The organism is Aliiruegeria sabulilitoris, from assembly GCF_001558155.1.
GTDB lineage: Bacteria > Pseudomonadota > Alphaproteobacteria > Rhodobacterales > Rhodobacteraceae > Tropicimonas > Tropicimonas sabulilitoris.
Genome location: NZ_LOAS01000014.1, coordinates 81649 through 104176 on the forward strand (window position 1 = coordinate 81649; position 22528 = coordinate 104176).

The following is a 22528-nucleotide window of genomic DNA, read 5'->3' on the forward strand; positions in this document are numbered from 1 at the left end:
GAAGCGGCGGCCGAACTCAACCCCGGAACCGTGGAACCCATTGAAGAAACGCGGCTCGTCGCCGCGAAGAGGCTGGTGGAAATGCGAGTTCTGGCCTCGGTTCAAACCCTGTTTTCGGTGCCTTTCCATCTTTGGGCGCGTCGTGCGACCCGGCAGGTTTTCCGCGTGGATGATCCGTCGGATCATGGCTCCGCCGGGGATATTTCCGGTCAGAAGAAGCCGCGGTTTCCCCGGCAAGACGCCCGCTGCCCGGTTGGGACAGCGGTGTGGTGTCAGCCGATGGTGCCGTCGGCGGCCTCGGACCCGACTTCGGCGCCTTCCTCGGCCTGCAGGTTGAAGAGGCTGCGATAGATGGGGTTGGTCGCCATCAGGTTCTCGTGGCTGTCCATCGCCATCAGGTGTCCGCCATCCATCAGCATGACCTTGTCCACCCATTGCAGGATGGCCGGGCGGTGGCTGACGAAGAGCAGGGTCTTGTCCGGGTTGGACGCGACCACACGGCCAAGGATCTCGCGTTCGCTCTCGCCGTCCAGCGCGCTGGTCGCCTCGTCGAAGATGATGATCTTGGCGTCCTTGAGCAGGGCGCGGGCAATGCCGACGCGTTGTTTCTGGCCGCCCGAGAGCGCGTTGCCATTGGCGCCGACCTGGGTGTCGAGCCCCATCGGCATCTCGGCGATCACCTCGGCCAGTTGCGCCTCGCGGACGACCTCCATGATCTCCTCCTCGGTGGCATCGCGGCGCCCGTCGAGGATGTTCTGCCGAATCGTTCCCTCGAAAAGGAAGACCTCCTGCGAGATCAGCGCGGTCGAATTGCGCAGCGCGTCATGCGACAGCGAGCGCAGGTCCTCGCCACCGATCTTCACCGCGCCATGGGTGGGGTCGTAGAAGCGTTGGACGAGGTCGATCAGCGTGGTCTTGCCGGCGCCCGACCGGCCGACAATGGCCACGTTCTGTCCGGCATCGAGATGGAAGCTGACATTGTTGAGCGCCGGGATCCGACCCTCGTAGCTGAAGGAGACATTGTCGAAATCGAGCGAGGCGGGGCGGCCTTCAAGCGTCTCGGTGCCAGTCGCCCTCAGTTTCACCGGGATCTCGATCATCTTGAACATGTAGTCCGAGAGCACGATGGCGTTCTGGATGTCGACGAGCCCCTTGGAGACCCGTTCAGCCGGCTGGTAGGCCAGCAGGAAGGCCGAGATGAAGGCAGTGAACTCGCCCGGCGTCTTGCCGTTGGCTACCGTCTGCCAGGAGGCATAGAGCACGTAGAGGCCGAGCACGAGCCCGCCCAGCATCTGCATGAAGGGCATGGTGGCGGCTGTGATGCGGGCGATGTTCAGGATCCGGTCTTCCAGCGCCTGGACGGCCTCGGAGAAACGGCCCTTGGTGCCCGGCTCGAGCTGGTAGCTCTTGACTGTCTTGATGCCCTGGAAGGCCTCGACGCCCACCGAATGGACCTTGCCGAGCAGCGTGGCCTCGGATTTCGCGATAGCCTTGATCTTTTTCGAGAGCGTCGTGATCAGCAGGAAAATCAGCGGGAACATGATGATCGCGGTCACCGACATGACCGGATCCTGCACCACCATGACGGCGACGAGGCCGACAAGAGTCAGCAAATCCGTCAGCATCCCGTTGCAAAGCTTGACCACGACGCTGGCGCCCATGCGGCCGGACATGAAGACCTGCTGCATGGTCGAGGCCGGGTGGCCGGAGGCGAAGAAGGACAGGTCCTTGTCGATCAGCGAGTTGAAGAGCTTGCGCTGGTACATGGACGAGATCGAGCGGTTGAGCACCTTGGCGATCACGTCATTGCCGTACTGGCACAGGCTGAGTGCGGCCGAAACGCCGACCACGAGTGCTGCCACCGACCAGGCCTTGGTCAGGCTGCCGGCCACGAAGACCTCGTTCACGATCAGCTTGGTCGACCAGGCCAGCGCGGCGGTAAAGGTAGCAACCCCGGCCATGAGAATCAGCGAAAGGACGTAGGTCTTCCAGCGTGGCGGGATCGACTCGAGGATGAGACGCTTGGCGATCGTATAGTTGTCGATGTCGCTAGTATTGTCGACGTCGCTGGTATTCTGGATCGGGTTCATCTGTCTGGAGTGTCCGAGCTGCTAAAATGACAATGACGCCCTCCCCCGGCCGGGATGGCGTTAGGAAGGAGCGCATGCCGTTATTTGGCGCGAATACGCCAGTGACGCGGTCGGATTGTCAAGGCGCAGTCCGGCCGGAGGGGTGTTTTCGGCGTAAAGATGCATCTTGCAAGCGCATCGATAGCCGTCCTTCCGCAAGGACTTGCCCAAAACCCCTTTGTCGGTTGACAGCAAGGGTGAGGTATTGCCATTTGCATGCGACCTAAATTCGCGCCCTGAAAAGACGGGCCAAAAGCCGGAAGACATTCTATGGGCATAGACGTTACCCCCCTTGCCATTCCCGCGGTAAAACTGATCGCGCCGCAGCGTTTCGGCGATCATCGCGGCTTTTTCTCCGAAACCTACAATCGGGACGTTTTCGCAGCCGAAGGCATGGGAATGAATTTCGTTCAGGACAACCATTCGCTGTCCGAAACCGTCGGCACGATCCGCGGCCTGCATTTCCAGGCCCCGCCAAGGGCGCAGGACAAGCTGGTGCGTTGCGGCAAGGGCCGGCTCTTCGACGTTGCGGTGGATATCCGCAAGGGCTCGCCGACCTTCGGCCAATGGGTGGGCGAAGAACTCAGCTTCGAAAACGGCCTGATGCTGCTGGTGCCAGCGGGTTTCGCGCATGGATTCGTCACGCTCGAGCCGGGCACCGAGATCATCTACAAATGCTCCGATACCTACGCCCCCGAGACCGAGGGCGCGATCCGCTGGGATGACCCGGATATTGGAATAGACTGGCCTCTGGACGCGACTGAGCCGCAACTTTCGGGCAAGGACGCCGTCGCGCCGCTTCTGCGCGCGTTGGACAGCCCCTTCACATTTGAGGAAAACGCATGAAGATCCTGGTTACCGGCGGCGCCGGTTTCATCGGCTCCGCTGTCATTCGGCGGGCCATCGCTGACGGCCATTCCGTGGTCAATGTCGATGTTCTGACCTATGCCGCCTGCCTGGACAATGTCGCTTGCGTGGCCGACGCTTCGGGCTATGCCTTCGAGCAGGCCGATATCCGCGATGCGGAGGCCATGGCCGCAGTGCTCGACAAGCATGAACCCGATACGATCATGCACCTTGCCGCCGAAAGCCACGTGGACCGCTCCATCGATGGCCCCGCCGCCTTTATCGACACCAACATCACCGGTACCTACGTATTGCTGGAGGCCGCCCGCGCCTATTGGATGGCGCGCGGCAAGCCCGAAGGGTTCCGCTTCCACCACATCTCGACCGACGAGGTTTTCGGCTCGCTGGGCGAGACCGGCTTCTTCACCGAGGACAGCCCCTACCAGCCGAACTCCCCCTATTCGGCGTCCAAGGCCGGCTCCGACCACCTCGTGCGCGCCTGGGCCGAGACCTATGGGCTGCCGGTGGTCCTGACCAACTGTTCCAACAATTACGGCCCCTTCCAGTTCCCGGAAAAGCTTATCCCGGTGGTGATCCTCAAGGCGCTCTCCGGCCAGCCGATCCCGATCTATGGCAAGGGCGACAATATCCGTGACTGGCTCCATGTGGAGGACCACGCCGAGGCGCTGTTGCTGGTGCTGGAAAAGGGCGAACTGGGCCGCAGTTACAACATCGGCGGCGAGAACGAAATGACCAATCTCGACCTGGTGAAGATGCTCTGCTCGGTGCTCGACATGCTGCGCCCGGGCGCGCGGCCCTATGACGAGCTGATCACCTTCGTCACCGACCGTCCGGGCCATGACCGCCGCTACGCGATCGACCCGAGCCGCATCCGCAAGGAGCTGAATTGGCGTCCGTCGCACACGCCGGAAACCGGTCTTGAGCAGACAGTCCAGTGGTATCTCGACAACGAGGACTGGTGGAAGAAGCTTCAGGCCCGCCAGGGTGTGGGCGAGCGTCTGGGGGTGTCGAAATGAAGGCGCTTCTGCTGGGCCGTGACGGACAGGTCGCCACCGAGATCCTGCGCCGCGCCGGCGCGCATGGCATCGAGGTCGAGGCGCTCGAAGTGCCCGAGCTGGATTTCACCGATCCCGAAGGCGCGGCCGCGCTGGTGCGTGGCAAGGACTGCGACGTCATCATCAACGCCGCCGCCTATACCGCCGTCGACAAGGCCGAGAGCGAGGAGAAGCTCGCGCAGCTGATCAATGCCGACGGGCCGGGCGCGGTTGCGAAGGTCGCGGCGGAGAAGGGCATTCCCTTCCTGCATATCTCCACCGATTACGTCTTTGACGGCTCCGGCGAGGCGCGTTTCACCACCGACGATCCGACCGGGCCGCTGGGCGTCTATGGCGCCACCAAGCTCGATGGCGAGCGTCAGGTGGCCGCGGCCGGTGGCTGGCACGCGATCCTGCGCACGAGCTGGGTCTTCTCGGCCCATGGCGGCAATTTCGTGAAAACCATGCTGCGGCTCGGCGCCGACCGCGACAAGCTCACCATCGTTGCCGATCAGGTCGGCGGGCCGACCGCCGCCGCCGATATCGCCGAGGCGCTTCTGGCGATTGCCAAGGCCGGACCAGAGGCCGAAGGCGGGTTGTTCCACTTCGCCGGTGTGCCGGATGCAAGCTGGGCCGATTTTGCCCGCGAGATCTTTGCCCAGGCCGGGGTGGACTGCGCGGTCGAGGATATTCCGACATCTGCCTATCCGACGCCCGCCGCACGTCCGCTGAACTCGCGGCTGGATTGCTCGCGCCTGACACGGACCCACGGAATCGAGCCGCCCAACTGGAAAGCTGCGCTGGCCGAGGTTCTGTCCGAACTGGGCGCGACGAAACCGAATTAGAAGGAAAGCTATTCATGCAACGCAAGGGCATCATCCTCGCAGGCGGCTCCGGCACGCGGCTTTACCCGATCACGATGGCCGTCTCGAAACAGCTGCTTCCGATCTATGACAAGCCGATGATCTATTACCCGCTAAGCGTGCTCATGCTGTCGGGCATCCGCGAGATCGCGATCATCACCACTCCGCAAGACCAGGATCAGTTCCAGCGCCTGCTTGGCGATGGCAGCCAATTCGGGCTGGAGCTGACCTGGATCGTACAGGATTCGCCGGACGGGCTGGCGCAGGCCTATACGCTGGCCGAGGACTTCCTCGCCGGCGCGCCCTCGGCCATGATCCTGGGCGATAACATCTTCTTCGGTCACGGCCTGCCGGACCTGCTGGCCTCGGCCGACAAGAAGCAGAAGGGCGGCACGGTCTTTGCCTATCGCGTCGCCGATCCGGAGCGCTACGGCGTGGTCGCTTTCGAGGGCAAGAAGGTACGTCACATCATCGAGAAGCCGGAAAAGCCGCCCTCGCGCTATGCGGTGACCGGGCTCTATTTCCTCGACGGCGACGCCCCGGCGCGGGCCCGCGAGGTCCAGCCCTCGCCGCGCGGCGAGCTGGAGATCACCTCGCTGCTGGAGATGTATCTCGAAGAGGAACTGCTCGACGTCGAGACCATGGGGCGCGGCTTTGCCTGGCTTGATACCGGCACCCATGCCTCGCTGCTCGATGCCGGCAATTTCGTCCGCACCCTGACCGAGCGGCAGGGCATGCAATCGGGCAGCCCGGACGAGATCTCCTGGTCGCATGGCTGGATCGACGACGAGGCCCTGACCGCCCGTGCGGATCTGTTCAAGAAGACCGCCTATGGCCAGTACCTGAAATCCCTGCTCGAGGAATAATGGTCCGGCTGTTCGGAGAACTCGGACCATCGCAGTCTGAAAAGCGGGGCGTTCTGGCGTCCCGCTTTGCCATTTCTGGGCAACGCTCCGCCGCACTGCCGCCCTGAATGGTGGAAAACGGTTGATCTGTGAAGTGGCTTCAAGCAGTTAAAGCCGCAGCGATCCATTAGCACATGGCTCTAGCGGCCGTGGTTGTTCATAAGATCAGACAATTGCCGTTGGCCAAGCGGTAGGAAAAGACACAAGGTTTACGCACGTGACAGACATCAAACTGCCCACGACCGGCGAACGTTATCTCCCCGAATTCAAGGGAACCATTCGCCTTGAACACCTGCACCGTTACCGGCTGGCCCGGAAACTGGTCGAGGGGCTGGATGTTCTCGATGTTGCCTGCGGCGAGGGCTATGGCTCCGCCCTTATTGCGGATCAGGCCAATTCGGTGATCGGGGTCGACATATCGGAAGATGCCATTGCCCATGCCAAGCACCATTACACGGACCGAAAGCTGGATTTCCGAGTCGGCAGCGCCGCCGAACTTCCCCTCCGTCCGGCGAGTGTCGATGTCGTCGTGTCCTTCGAAACCATCGAGCATCTGGCCGAGCAGGAACAGATGATGGAAGAGATCCGGCGGGTGCTGAAGCCCGGTGGCTTGCTGATGATCTCGAGCCCGAACAAAGAAGAATACACCGACAAGACGGGGTACCGGAATCCCTTCCATGTGAAGGAACTCTACACCGAGGAATTCGAGGCGCTGGTCGGGCGCTATTTCGCCCAGTCGCGCCTTCTTGGCCAGCGTGTTGTCGGCGGCTCCCTGATCATGGACAGCCAGACAAACGGCTCGGTCAAGCTGATGCGCGACGAAGAGGAAATGGATGCGGGTGCGCTGCGCCGTTACGACGTGATCCTTGCCTCAGATTCAGATCTGCCGGAAATCGGCGTCACGATCTACGAAGAGCGCGACAGCGATGTCGTGCCGGAAACCGCCGAACGCCTGTTCAAGGAAAAGGACGAGGCGATTTTCGGTCTGCGCCAGGAAATCGAACACAGGGTTCAAGAAGAACGCGACGCCGCCCAGGCGCTGCGCGAAGAGAGCGCCGCATTGCAGGCCGAACTCGCGGCAGAGCGCGAAGCCAGCAACAAGGTCGGCACCGAGCTTTCGACCATGGCCGAACACCACGAGCGGCTGCGCGATCATGCCGAGAACCTCACGATAGAATACGATAATCTGGTCAATGAGTTCGGCCATTTGCGGAACTTCAACGTCGAACTCGAAAGGATCCGCGGGGAAACCGCGACGGCGCTTGGCGGCGAGCAGGCGCGCGTCGGTGCGCTCTACCAGGCGCTTGACCAGGTTCTCAAGGACAAGTGGTGGCGGCGGACCAAGGGTTTGCGACTGACATCGAACTGGCTGCGCGAACGCCGGGGGCGGCCGAAGAAGAAATGGCCGAAAACCGCGGCAAGAGTGCTGGCAAAGGTGCCGGTTCCCGTGGAAGTGCCGAAGCTGTCGGTTGTCTATCTCGAGCGGACCGGTCCGTCCGCAGACGCCGAAAACGTGTTCCAGCTTCCCCCGTCCGAATCGCCCTATTCCGGCGGATCCCGCGTGGTGGACGGCAATTTTGTCTTTCCCGGCTCCGGCTATCATATACCAATGGTGAACTATTCCGACATCAAGGAAGAATACGTCGCCTATCAGGAGCACGAACCGATCGAGAAGGCGATCAAGACGATTGCCTTCTACCTTCCCCAGTTCCACCCCTTCCCGGAAAACGACGAATGGTGGGGCAAGGGCTTCACCGAATGGACCAATGTCGGCAAGGCAACGCCGCTCTTTGACGGCCATTACCAGCCGCATTGCCCGATCCACCTGGGCTATTACGACCTGCGCCTTGTCGAGAACATGGTCGAGCAGGCCAAGATGGCGAAGAATTACGGCATCGACGGCTTTGCCTACTACTTCTACTGGTTCGGGGGCACGACCCTGCTGGAGACGCCGCTGCAGAACATGCTGAAGACGCCGGAAGTGGACATTCCCTTCTTCTTCATCTGGGCGAACGAGAACTGGACCCGCCGATGGGATGGCGCGGAGCATGACGTGCTCATGGGGCAGGACCATTCCCCCGAGGATTCGCGCGCCTTCATCCGCCACCTGAAGCAGTATTTCGAAGATCCGCGCTATATCCGCGTCGACGGCAAGCCGGTGTTGTCGATCTATCGTGCCGAGATCATACCCGATCTGCACGAGACAATGGACATCTTCCAGGATGAGGCCCGCGCCATGGGTTTCCCCGGCCTGCACCTGATCGCGGCCCAGACTTTCGGCTACGAAGACCCCACCGCCGACGGCTTCGAGGCCGCGATGGAGTTCCCGCCGCACAAGATCCACGTCAAGGAAATCACTGAAGAGGCGCCCAACCTGGTCGCGGGCCATACTGGCAAGATCTGGGATTATGACAATTTCGCTACTCAGTCCGTCCAGCAGCCCGAGAAGGACTACAAGTGCTATCCCACGGCGATGCTGTCCTGGGACAACACCGCGCGCAAGGGCAAGGCCAGCCATTTGCAGGCCCGCTTCTCGCTGCTGCGCTATTCGCAATGGCTGTCGCATAACTGCGAACGCGTGGTGAAGAACGAGAAGCTCTCGCCCGACGAACGCTTCGTCTTCGTCAATGCCTGGAACGAATGGGCCGAGGGCACCCACCTTGAACCGGACCAGAAATACGGTTTCGGCTACCTCGAAACCACAAGGCGGGTCTGCAATCGCTATCCGAAGTCCTCGGAACGTTTCCTGCAACCCGAACCGCCGAAGAAACGCAAATCCGATATCGCGCTGATCTTCCACTGCCACTATCCCGACACCTGGGAGGCGCTGTCGGACGCGCTCAAGCGCATGGATGGCGTTCAGTTCGACCTCTTCGTTTCGGTGACTTCCGGCAAACTGGCCGAGATGGTCGTGGCCGAATACCCCGATGCCCATGTCGAGATCTTCGACAATCGAGGCCGCGACGTGCGTCCCTTCATCGCCCATCTCAAGCTGGTGCAAAAATTGGGCTACAAGGTGGTCTGCAAGCTGCATGGCAAGAAATCCGTCTATCGCGCCGATGGCGACGAGCTGCGGATCAAGGCCTTTGACTCGCTCATGCGCATGGAAGCAGTGGAGATGTTCGAGAAGGACGAGAATCTCGGCATCCTTGCCGCCGAAGCTTCGAAACTCGAACATGATGTTCCCAATTCCAAGGAACCGCACAAGTTCGACAACATGCGCTTCAACCAGGAGACGGTCGAGAAACTGCTCGCCGATATGGGTCGAAGCTTCTACGGCAGCTGGTTCCCCGCCGGTACGATGTTCTGGTTCCGCCCCGAGGCGCTGTCCGAACTGACGCAGATCGACCTGAACGCCTTCGATATCGAGCGCGGGCTGGCCGACGGAACGCTGCCCCATGCCATCGAGCGGATCATCTGCATCCTGGCCGAGGGCAACGGGTTCAAGACGAAGACCTTCTGATCGTCATGAGGTAACAGGGCGGCCTTCGGCGCGTTCGTCGAAGGCGCCCGACCGGCCGAGGGAGAGAGAGAATGCATATCGGAATGGCCGGCGCCGGCCTGTCCTGTGCGGTCATCGCGCGCGCCCTCGCCGAGGCCGGCCACGACATCGAAATCCACGAGCAGCGCGATCACGTCGCCGGCAATTGCCACATGGAACGCGACGGCGAGACGGGCGTTTTCGTCCATGCCTATGGCCCGCATATCTTCCATACCAATGACGAGGAGGTGTGGGACTACGTCAACCGGTTCGAGCGCTTCCGGCCCTATACCAACCGGGTCAAGGCCACGACACAGGGGCGGGTCTATTCGCTGCCGATCAACCTTCTGACGATCAACCAGTTCTTCGGCCAGACGCTCTCGCCCGAAGAGGCACGCGCCTTCATCGCCGAGCGCGCCGACAGCTCCATCGAGGACCCGCAGAGCTTCGAGGAACAGGCGCTGCGCTTCATCGGCAAGGAACTCTACGAAGCGTTCTTCCTCGGGTACACGCGCAAGCAATGGGGGCTGGAGCCGACCGAGATCCCGGCCAGCATCCTCAAACGGCTGCCGGTGCGGTTCAACTACAATGACGACTATTTCGAGCACCGGTTCCAGGGCATGCCCGAGGGCGGCTACACCGCGATGGTGGAGCGCATTCTGGATCACGACCGGATCCGGGTGGTGCTGAATTCCTCCCTCACGGCCGATGATGTCGCCAGCTACGACCATGTCTTCTATTCCGGCCCGGTGGATGGCTATTTCGACTATCGCCATGGCCGGTTGAAATACCGCACGCTGGATTTCGAACGCATCGAGGCCGAGGGCGACGTTCAGGGCTGCGCGGTGATGAATTACTGCGACGAGACGGTGCCCTGGACGCGGATCACCGAGCACAAGCATTTCGCGCCCTGGGAGAGCCACGAGGGCTCGATTCTGTTCCGCGAATTCAGCCGCGCCTGCGAGGCGGACGACATTCCCTACTACCCGGTGCATCTGGTCTCGGGCGACGAGACGCTCGAGCGGTATCAGGCGGCGGCCGAGGACGAGCCCAACGTGACATTTGTCGGCCGGCTCGGCACCTATCGCTACATGGACATGGATGTCACCATTCGCGCGGCACTGGACACGGTCGAGGCCTGGCTGACCGAACGGGCCTGAGGCGCCGTCACGCTGGCTTTGTTCCGCGGCAGGCGATATGCGGTCTCCAAAGCGAATTGGCGGCAGGAAAGGCGCTCGGATGAACTGGCAAAAGAGGAGCCTGGCACGGCGCAGCACGCTGTCCTTTCCCGCAATCGAGGAGCTGATCTCCCAGCATGAGGTCGTCCTGCTGCCGATTGTCGACGGGCTATTGTGCTGGCGCCTGCGCGACGAGGCGGGGCTGTTCGACTGGTTGGAGCGCCAGCATCAGGCAGACGGTTTTGCACAGGCGCGGATCAAAGCCGAGTGGCTTGCCCGTCGGCGGTCCGGGACGGGGGGCGATGCCCATGTCTCGCTGCCGCAGATTCATGAAGTGCTGTCCGAACTCATGCCCGAGGGCAAGATCACCGTCGAAATCGAGCAGGAGGCCGCGGGCCGTTTCCTGCTTCCCGATCCGGCCATGCGCACTCTGCTGGAGACCGCGCGCACGGCGGGCCGGCGCGTTGTCGGGCTGAATGTGCATCCCTTGCCACTGGCGTATCTCGACGACCTGTTGAAGCAGGGCGGGCTGGAGCTGGACGGCTTGCACGAACCGCAGGCGTCTTCGGACCGGGCATCCTTCCTCGCCTCTATTGCTCCCATGGAACAGGTGGAGCCGGTGGCCATGCTGCATGTCGGCAGCAGCGAGACGACCGAGACCGAGGCGGCCATAAGCGCTGGCATGACCGCATTGTCCATGCGGAGCCGGAGCGAGGATCTGCAGGACCACCCGCCGAGTTTCGCGGTGCCCGTCGAGGGGCCCGCCGCAGCATTCATCGCTGGGAAGTTGGCGTTGAATACGCCCCTGTCGGAGGCCGAGGAGACCCCGATCTACCAGCTTGGTTACCTTCTGGGCGGTCCGATCCTTCTGGGGTTTTGCCTCGATCTCATGCAAAGGCTCGGGAACGGCGGCGACGGGTCGGTCGCTGTTTCGGCGCAGGCGGCGCGGTTGGTCAAGCAAGGGCTCGAAATCATGGGGGCCAAACAGGCGACCCTGTCCCGCCTTGTTATCGCCGATGGTATCGGGGGAGGTCATAGTGGCGACGGTCCGGCCGGTTTCCTCATCGACTGGTCCGAAATGGACGATACCTCGGCGATCCTTCTGCAAGGGTCCGAAATCCTGGATTTCCTCTTTTCCGTCACCCCGCAAATGGCCGGCATTGCATCCGCCCGGCGCGCGGCCGGAAAGCTGGACGCGCAGGGCGGAACGCTGGATTTCCTGCGCCATGCCTCCGCGGACCTTGCCGAACTCGATGCCGACGCCTTTCGCACCACCAACCGTGCGGCGCTGATGCGGCTTCTGATGGCGCCGAGCGAGGCGGAACGTTCCGCATTGGCAACCGTGCCAACCTCGCAGACCGGAACGCTCGCGGATTGCGTCGAACCCCGGCAGGTCGCGGCCAACACAGCGCTGCCGCCCGACACCGAGCTTCTGCGCCTCAACCAGACGCTGCGCGACCTGTTGCCCCGTGATCTTGTCCGCCTGGCCGAGAGCGGCGCGCTTGCCGGTCTCGACTGGCGTCAGGAGCTGCGCAAGAATCCGTTCAAGATCGGCCGCTGGGCGACCCTGCGCCGTTACCAGCGCCGGCTCGAGGATCGGCTCCGTAATCGTCTCAACGGCGGGGCTTGAGCGCAATGAGCGAAGGCACACCCGTCCGGCTGGCCGTTCCCTTCATCAACGAAGAAATGTTGGAGCGGTTTTTCATCGGGAACCCGCATCTGCAAGGCGTGGACATCACGCCGCTCGACAACCGCGAACGCGGGGCGGGGCTGCCTGTACTCTATAACGAATTCATCGCGGCCAACCTGGAACGCGATGCGTGGCTCTTTTTCCTGCACGAGGATTTCGAGTTTCTTGGCCCGTTGGCGGAGCTGTCCGCGCTGCGGACCGAGGCCGTCTATGGCACGTTCGGCGCCCGGCTTGAAGGCCGCAAGCCGCGCATGTATGGCCGCCATACCTGTTCCAACAAGGATGGCAGCAATGCCCGCAAGACCGGCATCGAGATCGCGGGTCCGACATGGGTCGACACGCTGGATTGCCAGAGCATCCTGCTGCACACCGCCATGCTGCGCGCGCGGCCCACGCTGCGCTTCGACGAGGGGTTGAGCTTCGACCTCTATGCCGAGGAATTCTGCCTGAACGCACAGGAGAATCACGGGCTTCCGGTGATGGTTCTGCCCGCGCGGTTCCAGCACTATTCCTATGGCCGGATCACCGAGCGGTATCGCGAGGGGTTGGCGCATCTGGCCGAGCGATACCCAGACAGCGCGATGCCGGGCACCTGCACCTTCCTCGGCGGCCGGGCGGCGGAGCTGGAGGCCGGGTTCACCTATGACAACAAGGCGCTTCAGGCCGAGGCGGCTGGCCGGTAGCGGCGCGTGAACGCCCGTCGCGGTTCGCTGCCGCTTTTTTCGGCAACTTGACGGGGCGATGCCTTTCATGCCTGCTGACTGCGCAAGAATTGGGCGGCGCCCGCCTAATAGTGTCGCAACCATGCGCTCAACCCTGTTCGGGTGGCCTTGTTAACGGATAAGCCGCTGCAAGGAATTGCCAAGATTGCGAGCGGGCGCTCAGATCCACTCACACAAGGGTAAACCAAGACCCACCACGGAACAGGAGGTTCAGATGATCGATTTCACGTCCCGGATCGGAAGGCGTGCGCTGCTCGCCGGCGCGACGGCTTTGACGCTGGTTGCGACCAGCGGCGCGGTGCTTGCCGCCGACAAGGTGAAGGTCGCGGCGATCTTCACGCTGCCGGTCGAGCAGCAGTGGATCAGCCGCATTCACATGGCGCTGAATACCGCCGCCGAGCGGGGAGATATCGAGTATGTCTTCTCCGAGAACGTCTCCAATACCGACTATGAACGCGTGATGCGCGAATATGCCGAAGCCGGCCACCAGCTGATCGTGGGCGAGGTGTTCGGTCTGGAACGCGCGGCGCGCAAGGTCGCGGCCGACTACCCGGAAACGGGTTTCCTGATGGGCTCCTCCTTCGGGCCGGAAGCGCCGAATTTCTCCGCTTTCGACAACTACATCCACGAGCCCTCCTACCTGACCGGCATGATCGCCGGTGCGGCCACCGAGTCCAACGTGATCGGCATGGTCGGCGGCTATGCCATCCCCGAGGTGAACCGGCTGATGAACGCCTTCATGGAAGGCGCGCGCGAGGTGAACCCGGAGGTCAAGTTCCTCGTGAACTTCATTGACAGCTGGTACGATCCGCCGAAGGCCAAGGAGAGCGCCTTCGCCATGATGGATGCCGGCGCGGACGTGATGTATGCCGAGCGCTTCGGCGTGTCCGACGCCGCCGTCGAGCGTGGCGTGAAGGCCATCGGCAACGTAATCGACACCTCCGCCGATTACCCGGAAACGATCCTGGCGTCGGCCATCTGGCACATGGAAGCGACCATCGACACGGCCATCGCAAAGGTTGCCGACGGCAGCTACGAGGCCGCCGATTATGGCATCTATTCCTACATGGAACATGATGGCGGCTCGATCACGGTCGATGAGGCGCTGGTGCCGGCCGAGGTTCTGGAGGCCGTGAAGGCCAAGGAAGCCGAGATCCTCTCGGGCGCCTTCACCGTCGAGGTGAATGACGAAGCCCCGGTTTCGGACATGTAGGCAAGCCGAGCGGCGCGAAAGCGTCCGTTCAAGGATATGGCCCGGCGGAAACGCCGGGCCGCGCCCGACCCTCCCCCCGGGAGGGCGCATTGCGACGGCTCAATCGGTTCAGGCGCTCGGGGGGATTGCGATGGCATTGCCAATCTCGCCTGTTCTGCATGCCCTCCCAGGGTCGGGCGCGGCCCTCATCGCTTCGGACACCCGTCACGAGATGACCACTTCAAAACCCGTCCTTTCGCTTCGCGGCATGACCAAGCGCTTCGGCTCGGTCCTTGCCGCGGACCATATCGACCTCGATCTCGCCCGCGGCGAGGTGCTTGCGCTTCTCGGCGAGAACGGCGCTGGCAAGACGACGCTGATGAACATGCTCTTCGGGCAGTACACGGCCGATGCGGGCAGCGTGCATGTCTGGCACGAAGGCGGTGCCGAGATCATCCTGCCGCCCGGCCAGCCACAGGCGGCAATCGAGGCCAAGATCGGCATGGTACACCAGCATTTCACGCTGGCCGAGAACCTCACTGTCATCGACAACATCCTGCTCGGTACCGAGCGTCTGCTGCAATTCCATCGCAACCGCCGCGCGGCGCGGGCCAAGCTGGAAGCGCTGATGATCCATTCCGGGCTGGAGGCTCCGCTCGACCGGAAGGTGCGCGACCTCTCGGTCGGCGAACGACAGCGGGTGGAAATCCTCAAGGCGCTCTACCGCGATGTGCGCATTCTCGTGCTCGACGAACCCACCGCCGTGCTCACCCCGCAGGAAGCCGACACGCTCTTTGCCTCTGTGCGTTCCATGGTGGAAAACGGGCTGTCGGTGATCTTCATCTCCCACAAATTGCGCGAGGTTCTTGCCTTCTCGGACCGGATCGCCGTGTTGCGCCACGGCAAGAAGACCGGCGAAATGCGCACCGCCGAGGCAGATACCGCCTCGATCATCCGGATGATGATTGGCGAGGAACATGACATGCCGGAACGCACGCCCGGAACGCCCGGCGACACGGTGTTGCGCCTCGACAACGTGTCGGTGCATCCCGAACGGGAAACCCGGGGGTTGCGGGACGTGACTCTCGATCTGCGCCGCGGCGAGATCGTGGGCATCGCCGGTGTTTCCGGCAATGGTCAGAGTGCGTTGGCACAAATCCTGTCCGGCCTGCTGGCGCCGGATTCCGGCCGGATCGAAGTGGGGGGCGAGAGCCTTTCCGCCTTGAACCCGCGCGCGGCGCTTGCGCATGGGATCGGACGAATTCCGGAGGATCGTCACCATGACGGTATCATCGCCGCGTTGAGCGTGGCCGAGAATCTCGTGATCGAACGGCTGGACGACGCGGATGTGCAGCGCGGCGGTTTCCTGCGGCGCGCCTCCATGGCGGAAAATGCCGAGGCTCTGAGCGAGGCCTATGACGTGCGCGGCCCCGGCATCCATGTCCGCTCCGCGCTGCTTTCGGGCGGAAATATCCAGAAAATGATCCTGGCCCGCGTGTTGGAGACCGAGCCGAACGTGATCCTCGCCAACCAGCCGACGCGCGGGCTCGATTTCCGCGCCGCCGCGGAGGTGAGCCGCCGGCTCATCTCGGCGCGCGACCGGGGCGCGGGCGTCATCCTGATTTCCGAGGATCTCGACGAGGTCCTCTCGCTCGCCGACCGCGTGCTGGTGATGCATGCCGGCGAGCTTGTCGAAACGGACAGCCGGGAGCGTGCCTCCATCGGCCAACTCATGGCAGGGCACGCCGCATGATCGAGATCGTTCCAAGAGAGCAACCATCGAGGCGCCTGACGGCGGGCGTACCGCTGCTGGCCGCCATCGGCTCGCTGCTGTTGGCGGCCATTCCGCTCGCCTTTGCCGGCGCGCCGATCATCGAGGCCTACGGGCAGATGTTCACAGGCGTCTTCGGCTCGCTGTTTTCCTTCACCGAGATGCTGACGCGGGCGACGCCGCTGATCTTCACCGGGCTGGCCGCCGCCGTCGCCTTTCGCGCGAAGCTCTGGAATATCGGCGGCGAGGGGCAGCTCTATCTGGGTGCCATGGCCGCTGTCTGGGTCGGCTCCGGCATGATCGAGGGTCCGCCCATTTTGATGGTGCCGCTGGTGCTGCTGGCGGGTGCCATCGCGGGCGGGCTGGGGATGCTTGGCCCGGCGGTGCTCAAGACACGTTTCGGCGCCGATGAGGTCGTCACCTCGCTGCTGCTGAACTTCATCATCCTGATCTTCGTGCAGATGATGCTGGAAGGCCCGTTGAAGGACCCGATGAGCCTCGGCTGGCCGCAATCGGAGCCGATCATCGACGAAGCCGTGCTGCCGCAGCTCATCGCCAAGATGCGCCTGCATGCGGGCTTCCTGCTGGCCATCGGCACCGCCGTCGTCGCTCATGTGATCATGGCGATGACCGTCTGGGGGTTGCGCATCCGCGCCGTGGGCGAGAATGCCGCCGCGGCGCGCCACGCCGGTATGCCGGTGAAGCGGATCTTCCTGGCTGTCGCCTTTGCCTCGGGCGCGCTGGCCGGGATTGCAGGTGTCTCGGAGGTCGCGGGGCTGAAGGGATACCTGACCACAGACCTCTCGCCGGGCTTCGGCTATACCGGCATCGTCGTGGCGATGTTGGCCGGGCTCTCGCCGCTCGGGGTCGTGGCGGCGGCGCTCTTCATCGCCTCCGTCTTCGTCGGCACCGACTCCATGAGCCGGGCGATGGGAGTCTCTTCCTTCCTCGCGGACCTTACGGTCTCCATGTCGCTCATCTGCGTGCTGCTGGGCGGTTTCTTCGCCCGTTTCCAGATCCGCCGTGTGCGGACGGAGGGCGCAGCATGATCGACCTTCTCCAGATTTTCCTCTCCGACAGCTTCTGGGCGGCGTCGCTGCGCATCGCCACGCCGCTGATCTTCGGCGTGCTGGGGGCGCTGATGTGCGAGCGTTCCGGGGTTCTGAACCTTGGCATCGAGGGTATCTTCGTCGTCGGCGCGATGATGGGCTGGCTCGTGGCCTACCTGACCGGCTCGCTCTGGCTGGGTGTGATCGCGGCGGCTCTCTCGGGTGGGCTGTTCGGCCTGTTTCACGCCATTCTGACGGTGCCACTTGGCCTCTCGCAGCATGTCTCGGGCCTCGGGATAACCATGTTCGCCACCGCGCTGATGTCCTTTGCCTACCGGACGATCTTCCCGCAGGTGGCCACCCCGCCGCGCATCGAGCCGTTCCGCGCGCTCGACATCCCCGTGTTGTCGGACCTGCCGTTTCTGGGCCCGGTGCTGTTCCAGCAGACGGCGCTCACCTGGCTGGCGCTGGTAATGGTGGCGCTCGTCTGGTGGCTGATGGACCGCACCGCGCTCGGCGTCGCGATCAAGGCGGTGGGCGACAACCCGGACGCGGTGAACGCGCAAGGCTTGTCGGTGATGCGCCTGCGCATGGGCGCGGTGGTCGCGGGATCGGCGCTGATGGCGCTTGGCGGGGCCTTCCTGACCATGTCCGCCTTCGATGCGTTCTTCTTCGGCATGGTCAATGGGCGCGGCTGGATCTGTATCGCGCTGGTGATCTTCGCCAGCTGGCAGCCGGGCAAGGCGCTCCTCGGGGCGCTGCTCTTCGGCATGTTCGACGCGTTGCAGGTACGGTTGCAAACCATGGCCGGCGCTGTCGTGCCGGGGCAGGTCTTCCTGATGGTGCCTTATGTGCTGTCGATCATCGCGTTGATCATTGCGGCGCGGAAGGCGGATTACCCGCGGGCGCTGTTGAAGCCTTGGTTCAAAGGACAACGTTAAAGAATGGCGCACCGTTCAATCCGGTATCGCCCGGCGGCACGCCGGGCGGCGCCCGACCCTCCCTCCGGGAGGGCGCATCGTACACGTCCCGCGCCACACCATTGTATTGAGTGCCCAAACCGGGCCACATCGTTCATAGGCAGAATGCGCCCACCTGGGGTCGGGCGCCGCCCTTCTCGCTCCAGATCATCAGTGGAGGACTGACATGCTCGACCTTCTCGTCAAAAACGCCACCCTGCCCGACGGATCCATCGCGGATATCGCTTGCGCGGGCAGCTTCATCTCTGCCATCGAACCGAACATCACGGCGCAAGCCGCCGAGACCATCGATGCCACCGGCCGCCTCGTCTCGCCGCCCTTCGTCGATCCGCATTTCCACATGGACGCCACGCTCTCGCTCGGCCGCCCGCGGATGAACGTCTCGGGCACCCTGCTCGAAGGCATCGCGCTCTGGGGCGAGCTGAAGGAAATCCAGACCGTGGACGAGATCGTCGCTCGCGCGCTGGACTATTGCGATATCGCCGTCTCCATGGGGATCGGCGCGATCCGCACCCATGTGGACACCTGCGATGACAAACTCACCGGCGTGCAGGCTCTGCTCGAAGTACGCGAGAAGGTGAAGGACTATATCGACCTGCAACTCGTGGCCTTCCCCCAGGATGGTGTCCTGCGCGACCCGACGGCGATGACCAACACGATCCGCGCGCTCGACATGGGTGTGGATATCGTCGGCGGCATCCCGCATTTCGAACGCACCATGGCCGATGGTGCCGAGTCCGTCCGTCAGCTTTGCGAGATTGCCGCCGAACGTGGGCTGATGGTGGACATGCATTGTGACGAGAGCGACGACCCGCATTCCCGCCACATCGAAACGCTGGCCTACGAGACGCAACGGCTCGGGCTTCAAGGTCGCGTTGCCGGTTCGCACCTGACTTCCATGCATTCGATGGACAATTACTACGTCTCCAAGCTCATTGCGCTGATGGCCGAGAGCGAGATGCGCGTCATCCCCAACCCGCTGATCAACATCATGCTGCAGGGGCGCCACGACACCTACCCCAAGCGCCGCGGCCAGACCCGTGTGCGCGAGCTGCGCGATGCGGGCATGACGGTCGGCTTCGGCTCCGATTGCGTGAAGGATCCGTGGTATTCACTGGGCCGCGCCGACATGCTTGACGTGGCGTCGATGGGGCTGCATGTCGGCCAGCTATCCAGCCGCGAGGACATGCGCTGGTGCTTCGACGCGGTCACGGTGAACTCGGCCGAGATCATGGGGCTGGAGGGCTACGGGCTCGCCAAGGGCAAGAAAGCCCATTTCGTCATCCTGCAAGCGCCCGATCCGATTGAAGCGATCCGCCTGCGTGCGACCCGTCTTGCCGTGATCCGCGCCGGCAAGGTCATTTCCGAGACCCCGGCCGGCACGGCGAAGCTTACGCTGCCCGGGCGGCCGGCAGCGGTCGATCCCGGTCTCTGACGAACTTACCCGGCGAACTCCGCCCGCGCTGTCATGGCCAGCGCGCCATCGGCCCGCCTTGCCCACAGCTCGAACCCGTCGCCATCGCTGCGACCTTCGATCCGGAAGGGCGCCATGCCGGCAATCGGGGCGAGGCCGCGAAAGGAGAAGCTGTGCGGCATCCGCCCCGTATGGCGCATCGCGAGGTCGATCAGCAGCGTCGCCGTGAGCGGGCCGTGAAAGACCAGCCCGTCATAGCCTTCGACCTTGCGGGCATAGTCCACGTCGTAGTGGATGCGGTGGCCATTGAAGGTGAGCGCGGAATAGCGAAACAGCATCACCTCGCTCGGCACGACCTCTTCCGACACATCCGCCCCATCATGTGCCGGGCGCAGAACCGGCGGCGGGGCATCCGGCGACGGGTCTTCCCGATAGACGATGTCATGCTCTTCGGTCAGGGCGAGGCGGTCACCGTCGAATATCTCGTGCCGGACTGTCACGAAACAGAGCTTTCCGCTCCGCCCGTCCTTCTTGGCGATATCCGTGATCGTGGAAACCTTGCGCACGGGCTGGCCGAGCCGCAGTGGCAAGTGGAACTCGAACCGCCCGCCGGCCCACATCCGACGCGGTAACGCAACCGGGGGCAAGAAGCCGCCCTTTTTCGGGTGCGAGTCGCGCCCAAGCTGCGATGTCGGATGCGCTTCGAGGAAGTAGAGCCAATGCCAGAGCGGCGGCAACGGATCGCCGTCAGACAGGTCGGGTGCACAGTCTAGCGTTGCCTGCATGAAGCGGGCTGGTTGCAGTAGAAGCACGTCATCCCGCGCTTCGCGTCGTCCGATCCAGGACCCGATCTCTGACATTGCGCTGGCCTCCCCTTGTCCGGCGACACTGTTTCGCCCTTCCCTCCGCCAGACAAGGCGCGAAAAGGGCGCGCCCGTTTTCCGGACGCGCCCCTCGGTTCTTTCACGCGTTACAGATCACTTCAGATCGAAACGGTCTGCATTCATCACCTTGTTCCAGGCGGCGATGAAGTCCTGCACGAAAGCGACTCCAGAGCCGTTTTGGGCATAGACCTCGGCTAGCGCGCGCAGCTGCGAATTCGAGCCGAAGACCAGATCGACACCGGTGCCGGTCCATTTCAACTCGCCGCTCTTGCGGTCGCGCCCTTCGAACAGGTTGTCCTCGCCGGCGACAGGCGCCCAGACCGTACCCATGTCGAGCAGGTTGACGAAGAAATCTGTGCTCAGCGCGCCCGGACGGTCTGTAAAGACGCCATGGCAGCTTTCGGGAGCGGAGATCCCGATGGCGCGCAGGCCACCGACCAGAACGGTCATCTCGGGGGCCGAGAGCGTCAGGAGTTGCGCCTTGTCGACGAGCAGTTCCGCCGCCGGCACCGTGAAGGACGTGCGCTGGTAGTTGCGGAAACCGTCCGCTTCCGGCTCCAGGTAGGCGAAGGACTCGACATCCGTTTCCTCCTGGCTGGCATCGGTCCGGCCGGGGGTGAAAGGCACTTCGACTGTGTGGCCGGCTTCCTTCGCGGCCTGTTCGATGCCAGCAGCACCGCCCAGAACGATCAGGTCAGCCAGCGACACCTTCCTGCCATCGCTTTGAGCGGCATTGAAGTCGGCCTGGACGCCTTCGAGCACTTCCAGAACTTTGGCCAGACGCGCGGGCTGGTTGGCGGCCCAATCCTTCTGCGGGGCAAGCCGGATGCGGGCACCATTGGCCCCGCCGCGCTTGTCCGAACCGCGGAAGGTCGAAGCCGAGGCCCAGGCGGTGAACACCAAATCCGGCACGCTCAGCCCGGAGGCCAGAACAGTCTTCTTCAACGCCGCGATGTCAGCTGCATCGATCAGCGGGTGATCGACAGCGGGGATCGGATCCTGCCAGATCAGGTCCTCGGCGGGCACTTCGGAGCCGAGATAGCGCGCTTTCGGTCCCATGTCGCGGTGGGTCAGCTTGAACCAGGCGCGGGCAAAGGCGTCGGCGAACTCTTCGGGGTTCTCGTGGAACCGCTTGGAGATCGGGCCGTAAATCGGGTCCATCTTCATTGCCATGTCGGCGGTGGTCATGATGATCGGCACGCGCTTGGAGGGATCCTCGGCATCCGGCGCCATGTCCTCGGGCTTGATGTCCTTCGGCGTCCACTGCCATGCGCCGGCCGGGCTCTTCACCAGCTCCCACTCATAGCCGAGAAGAACGTCGAAATAGCCATTGTCCCACTGGGTCGGGTTCGGCGTCCAGGCACCTTCGATACCGGAGGTGATGGCGTCGCGGCCCTTGCCGGAACCATAGGCGGACTTCCAGCCGAAGCCCATTTCCTCCAGTGGCGCCGCTTCCGGCTCGGGGCCGACAAGCGCGGCGTCACCGGCGCCATGGGTCTTGCCGAAAGTGTGGCCGCCGGCGGTGAGCGCGACGGTCTCCTCGTCGTTCATTCCCATCCGGGCGAAGGTCTCGCGGATATCGGCGCCGGAGGCGAGCGGGTCGGGGTTGCCGTCCGGCCCTTCCGGGTTGACGTAGATCAGGCCCATCTGCACGGCCGCGAGCGGGTTTTCCAGATCGCGCTCGCCGGAATAACGGCTGTTGGGCGCGTCAGAGGTGGCAAGCCATTCGGTCTCGGCGCCCCAATAGACATCCTCTTCCGGCTCGTAGACATCGGCACGGCCGCCGCCGAAGCCGAAGGTCTTGAAGCCCATGCTCTCCAGCGCGACATTGCCGGCGAGAATGTAGAGGTCGGCCCAGCTCAGCGCGTTGCCGTATTTCTGCTTGATCGGCCAGAGCAGGCGGCGTGCCTTGTCGAGGTTGCCATTGTCCGGCCAGGAGTTGAGCGGGGCGAAACGCTGCTGGCCCGAACCGCCGCCGCCACGGCCATCGGCCGTCCGGTAGGTGCCGGCGCTGTGCCAAGCCATGCGGATCATCAAGCCGCCGTAATGGCCGTAATCGGCCGGCCACCAATCCTGCGAATCGGTCATCAGCGCGGTGAGGTCCGCCTTCACTGCCGCCAGGTCGAGTTTCTGGAACGCATCCGCATAGTCGAAATCAGCGCCCAAAGGATTGGTTGCAGGCGCATTCTGGTGCAAAATCCGTAGGTTGAGCTGGTTCGGCCACCAGTCGCTATTGGAACGCATACCTACATTGGTGGTGCCGTGCATGACGGGGCATTTGCCGGTGTTCGGGGCGTCGTTGCCGTCCATCTTGATCTCCCTGGTTTGTCGTGAGTCCCTGTTCGAACACCAAGCTAGCAGGGAAGAAT

Annotated in this window: 16 protein-coding genes; 13 read left to right on the plus strand and 3 right to left on the minus strand. The window is 63.4% G+C overall.

Translation table 11 applies throughout. The annotated features are described in order from the left end of the window. Positions 1-272: 272 nt before the first annotated feature. A complete protein-coding gene (locus AX756_RS14730) occupies positions 273-2090 on the minus strand; it encodes an ABC transporter ATP-binding protein (RefSeq protein ID WP_068312974.1) in 1818 nt (605 codons plus the stop codon). A gap of 309 nt (positions 2091-2399) precedes the next feature. Here AX756_RS14730 and rfbC point away from each other — a divergent pair, with 309 nt between their 5' ends. From rfbC to AX756_RS14795, 13 genes are all read left to right on the plus strand, one after another. Then, positions 2400-2975: a dTDP-4-dehydrorhamnose 3,5-epimerase gene (gene rfbC / locus AX756_RS14735; protein ID WP_068312977.1), complete on the plus strand. Its 576-nt coding sequence runs from the start codon at positions 2400-2402 to the stop codon at positions 2973-2975. Then, positions 2972-4012 carry a dTDP-glucose 4,6-dehydratase gene (gene rfbB / locus AX756_RS14740; protein WP_068312983.1) on the plus strand — a complete coding sequence of 347 codons (1041 nt, stop codon included), beginning with the start codon at positions 2972-2974 and terminating at the stop codon, positions 4010-4012. Before rfbC ends, rfbB begins: the two co-directional genes overlap by 4 nt. After that, positions 4009-4875 carry a dTDP-4-dehydrorhamnose reductase gene (gene rfbD, locus AX756_RS14745; RefSeq protein ID WP_068312984.1) on the plus strand — a complete coding sequence of 289 codons (867 nt, stop codon included), beginning with the start codon at positions 4009-4011 and terminating at the stop codon, positions 4873-4875. The genes rfbB and rfbD overlap by 4 nt, the downstream gene beginning before the upstream one ends. Before the next feature lie 14 nt (positions 4876-4889). Next, complete coding sequence (gene rfbA, locus AX756_RS14750) at positions 4890-5759, plus strand: glucose-1-phosphate thymidylyltransferase RfbA (protein ID WP_068312985.1); 870 nt, start codon at positions 4890-4892, stop codon at positions 5757-5759. Positions 5760-6015: 256 nt separating this feature from the next. Continuing rightward, the gene (locus AX756_RS14755; protein ID WP_068312988.1) at positions 6016-9261 is read left to right on the plus strand and encodes a glycoside hydrolase family 99-like domain-containing protein; all 3246 of its coding nucleotides are present in this window, start codon (positions 6016-6018) and stop codon (positions 9259-9261) included. A gap of 71 nt (positions 9262-9332) precedes the next feature. Beyond that, positions 9333-10439: a UDP-galactopyranose mutase gene (gene glf, locus AX756_RS14760; RefSeq protein ID WP_068312993.1), complete on the plus strand. Its 1107-nt coding sequence runs from the start codon at positions 9333-9335 to the stop codon at positions 10437-10439. A gap of 79 nt (positions 10440-10518) precedes the next feature. Then, positions 10519-12087, plus strand: coding sequence for a hypothetical protein (locus AX756_RS14765; protein ID WP_068312996.1), 1569 nt, complete (start codon positions 10519-10521; stop codon positions 12085-12087). 5 nt (positions 12088-12092) lie between these two features. Then, positions 12093-12830, plus strand: coding sequence for a hypothetical protein (locus AX756_RS14770; RefSeq protein WP_068313000.1), 738 nt, complete (start codon positions 12093-12095; stop codon positions 12828-12830). A gap of 253 nt (positions 12831-13083) precedes the next feature. Next, positions 13084-14082, plus strand: a complete 999-nt coding sequence (locus AX756_RS14775; RefSeq protein WP_068313003.1) for a BMP family protein — start codon at positions 13084-13086, stop codon at positions 14080-14082. 211 nt (positions 14083-14293) lie between these two features. After that, positions 14294-15814 (plus strand): ABC transporter ATP-binding protein, encoded by a 1521-nt coding sequence (locus AX756_RS14780; protein WP_068313006.1) that lies wholly within the window; start codon positions 14294-14296, stop codon positions 15812-15814. Continuing rightward, positions 15814-16881, plus strand: coding sequence for an ABC transporter permease (locus AX756_RS14785; RefSeq protein ID WP_438938406.1), 1068 nt, complete (start codon positions 15814-15816; stop codon positions 16879-16881). The genes AX756_RS14780 and AX756_RS14785 overlap by 1 nt, the downstream gene beginning before the upstream one ends. Then, on the plus strand, positions 16881-17822 hold the full coding sequence (locus AX756_RS14790; protein ID WP_068313182.1) for an ABC transporter permease: 942 nt from the start codon (positions 16881-16883) through the stop codon (positions 17820-17822). The genes AX756_RS14785 and AX756_RS14790 overlap by 1 nt, the downstream gene beginning before the upstream one ends. Positions 17823-18027: 205 nt before the next feature. Further along, a complete protein-coding gene (locus tag AX756_RS14795; protein WP_068313012.1) occupies positions 18028-19296 on the plus strand; it encodes an amidohydrolase family protein in 1269 nt (422 codons plus the stop codon). A 5-nt stretch (positions 19297-19301) separates the two neighbouring features. Here AX756_RS14795 and AX756_RS14800 read toward each other — a convergent pair whose 3' ends face one another. Beyond that, positions 19302-20135, minus strand: a complete 834-nt coding sequence (locus AX756_RS14800) for an HTD2 family dehydratase (protein WP_068313015.1) — start codon at positions 20133-20135, stop codon at positions 19302-19304. A gap of 117 nt (positions 20136-20252) precedes the next feature. Beyond that, positions 20253-22469 carry a catalase/peroxidase HPI gene (katG, locus tag AX756_RS14805; protein ID WP_068313018.1) on the minus strand — a complete coding sequence of 739 codons (2217 nt, stop codon included), beginning with the start codon at positions 22467-22469 and terminating at the stop codon, positions 20253-20255. Between the last annotated feature and the right edge of the window lie 59 nt (positions 22470-22528).